Annotated in this window: 3 protein-coding genes; 2 read left to right on the top strand and 1 reads right to left on the bottom strand. The window is 70.5% G+C overall.

The features are described from left to right. Positions 1–161 precede the first annotated feature (161 nt). On the bottom strand, positions 162–671 hold the full coding sequence (locus AB0B91_RS64750) for a MarR family transcriptional regulator (RefSeq protein WP_089002746.1): 510 nt from the start codon (positions 669–671) through the stop codon (positions 162–164). A gap of 104 nt (positions 672–775) precedes the next feature. Here AB0B91_RS64750 and AB0B91_RS64745 point away from each other — a divergent pair, with 104 nt between their 5' ends. Both AB0B91_RS64745 and AB0B91_RS64740 read left to right on the top strand, forming a co-directional pair. Further along, positions 776–1,357: a YceI family protein gene (locus AB0B91_RS64745; RefSeq protein ID WP_089002745.1), complete on the top strand. Its 582-nt coding sequence runs from the start codon at positions 776–778 to the stop codon at positions 1,355–1,357. 304 nt (positions 1,358–1,661) lie between these two features. Further along, positions 1,662–3,049 (top strand): glutamate--cysteine ligase (locus tag AB0B91_RS64740; RefSeq protein ID WP_358342936.1); only part of this gene is annotated, 1,388 nt, incomplete at its 3' end.

The raw sequence follows: 3,049 nt of genomic DNA, 5'->3' as shown, positions 1-3,049 counted from the left end.
CCTCGCTCGTCGTCCGCGCCGTCACCCCCCGGTGCGTCCCCACTGCCCGAAGACTAGCCACCGCCCGCACGCGGCCTCGTCCGGTTTGATCGTCTATCGGCGCGTGGGTGCGGCAGTTCTGCCGCTCTTTCTGCCGGTGCCGAGCGGCCCTCGGGTACGCGTCAGGACGGGGTGCCGGTCTCGTCCAGGTCGGCGGCGGATCCGGTGCTTCCGGCGGTGGCGCCGGGGTGCACCGCGTCGCGGACCCGGCGCAGCCCGTCGAGCAGGGCGCCCAGCGCCGCCGGGTCGAGTTGGCCGGTGAACCACTGCTCGATGATCCGCAGGTGCCCGGGCAGGGTCTCGTCGAGTCGTTGCAGGCCGGAGGCCGTGACCACGGCGAACGAGCTGCGCCGGTCTGAGGGGCACGCGCGGCGGGTGAGCAGCCCGTCGCGTTCCATCCGGTCCACCACGCGGGTGACGCCGCTGGTCGACAGCGAGGTCTGCGCGGCCAGGTCGGTCATGCGCAACTGGTTGCCGGGTGAGCGGGCGAGTCTGGTCAGCACCTCGAACTCGACCGGGGAGAGGCCGTGCTCCTCGAACTGGGCGGCGAACCGGGCCGAGAGCCCGGCGTGCGCCTCGACGAGCAGGCCGACGGCGGTGATCCGGGGGTCATCGAACACGTTCTGGTCCACCCGCCCATCGTAGCAGTACTTGACACCGGGAATGTTGTTATGCCTATAGTTGCTGTGACAGTCGTTGGGCTACTAAACCAATTCCCCCACGGAGGGCAGTTTCCATGACCAGCAGCACCGCACCGGTCACCCGCGACTGGGACGGCCTCACGATCCCGACCGCCGGCACCTACCTGCTGGACGCGGCACACAAGCGCGTGGGCTTCGTCGCCCGGCACATGATGGTCAGCAAGGTGCGCGGTGAGTTCGCCGACGCGAGCGCCACCATCACCGTCGCCGAGGACCCGATGCAGTCGGCGGTGAGCGCCACCATCCAGGCGGCCACCATCAACACCAACCAGGCCGACCGCGACACGCACCTGCGCAGCCCCGAGTTCCTCGACGTCGAGAGCTTCCCGACCCTGGAGTTCCGTAGCACGGGCGTGAAGTCCCGCGACGGCAACGAGTTCGTCCTCTCCGGCGAGCTGACCATCAAGGGCGTCACCCGCCCGGTCGACCTCGAGGTCGAGTTCGAGGGCGTCGGCCGTAGCCCGTTCGGGCAGGACATCTTCGGCTTCTCCGCCATGACCGAGATCGACCGCGAGGACTTCGGCCTGACCTGGAACGTCGCCCTGGAGACCGGGGGCGTGCTGGTCGGCAAGAAGATCAAGATCGAGATCGAGGGCGAGGCCGTCCGCCAAGCCTGATCCGTCGTACCGCCTCCGGGCCCGCGCCGCACCACGGCGCGGGCCCGACGCGTGTACGGGGGTGCGCAGCGCCGGGCGGGTGTAATTTGTCACGACTCATTCGCGGTCCGGCCCGGTGCCGGCGGCACCGGCTGGGTAGAGATGCGGCCGGGAGCGCGTCCGCCGACCGGAACAGGGGCGTCCCGGCCGTGGGATCGCCGGGACCTCCTCTGGTCCCGACGATGGCGACACTCCTAACGTGGAGGGTTCACCACGCGCTAACCGGGCCGGCACGGCCCGACTGCGCCTCGCGCCGGGAGGAAACATGGGCAGGGACGTCGAGCAGGGCGCCTTCTCCCGGGAGGACCGGGTCCGCTACCGACAGAAGGTCCGACGTTGCCTGGACGTCTTCGCCCTGATGCTGGACGACTTCGGCTTCGACGCCGACCGGCCGATGACCGGGCTGGAGATCGAGCTGAACCTGGTCGACTCGGCGGCCGAGCCGGCGATGCGCAACGACCAGATCCTCGCCGACATCGCCGATCCGCTCTTCCAGACCGAGCTTGGCCAGTTCAACCTCGAGCTGAACGCGCCGCCCCGGCTGATCGAGGGGAACGGGTTCGCCGACTACGAGCAGGACCTGCGCGGCAGCCTCTCGCGCGCCGACGAGCGGGCCGCCAAGTCGGACGCGAAGATCGTCCTGGTCGGCATCCTGCCCACCCTCACGGAACGCCACCTGGTCGAGGACAACCTCTCCACCAACGAGCGCTACCGGGTGCTCAACGACCAGATCGTCGGCGCCCGGGGCGAGGACATCGAACTCGACATCCGGGGCGTCGAACGCCTCCAGACCCACACCGACTCGATCGCCCCCGAGGCGGCCTGCACCAGCCTCCAGTTCCACCTCCAGGTCGCCCCGGACAGCTTCGCCGACTACTGGAACGCCTCCCAGGCCATCGCGGGCGTGCAGGTGGCCGTCGGGGCCAACTCGCCGTTCCTCTACGGGCGGCAACTCTGGGCGGAGACCCGCATCGCCCTGTTCGAGCAGGCCACCGACACCCGGCCGGACGAGCTGAAGGCGCAGGGCGTACGCCCCCGGGTCTGGTTCGGCGAACGCTGGATCACCTCCATCTTCGACCTGTTCGAGGAGAACGTCCGCTACTTCCCGCCGCTGCTGCCGATCTGCGAGGACGAGGACCCGGTCGAGGTCCTGCACGGCGGCGGCGTACCGGTCCTGGGCGAGCTGCGCCTGCACAACGGCACCGTCTACCGGTGGAACCGGCCGGTCTACGACATCATGAACGGCCGCCCGCACCTGCGCGTGGAGAACCGGGTCCTGCCGGCCGGCCCGACCGTGGTCGACATGCTGGCCAACGCCGCCTTCTACTTCGGGTTGGCGCGAGGGCTGGCGGAGGCGGAACGACCCATCTGGAGCCAGCTCACCTTCAGCTCCGCCGAGGAGAACTTCCACGCCGCCGCCCGGCGCGGCATGGACGCCGTCCAGCACTGGCCCCGCCTCGGCGAGGTGCCGGTGACCAAGCTGGTCCTGGACGTCCTGCTGCCCACGGCCGCCGCCGGGCTCGACCGGTTCGGGGTGGCCCCGGCCGAACGCGACCGGCTGCTCGGCATCATCGAGCAGCGCTGCCGTACGGGCCGCAACGGCGCGGTCTGGCAGACCGAGGCGGTGTGGGCGGCCGAGCGGCACCGGGGCAT

The sequence above is a fragment of the Nonomuraea sp. NPDC049141 genome, assembly GCF_040648415.1.
Lineage (GTDB): Bacteria > Actinomycetota > Actinomycetes > Streptosporangiales > Streptosporangiaceae > Nonomuraea.
This window is presented reverse-complemented; position numbering and strand designations above follow the sequence as displayed.

Coding starts and splice junctions, on each gene's coding strand:
- AB0B91_RS64745 (WP_089002745.1), top strand. CDS start 776: ATGACCAGCAGCACCGCACCGGTCACCCGCGACTGGGACGGCCTCACG.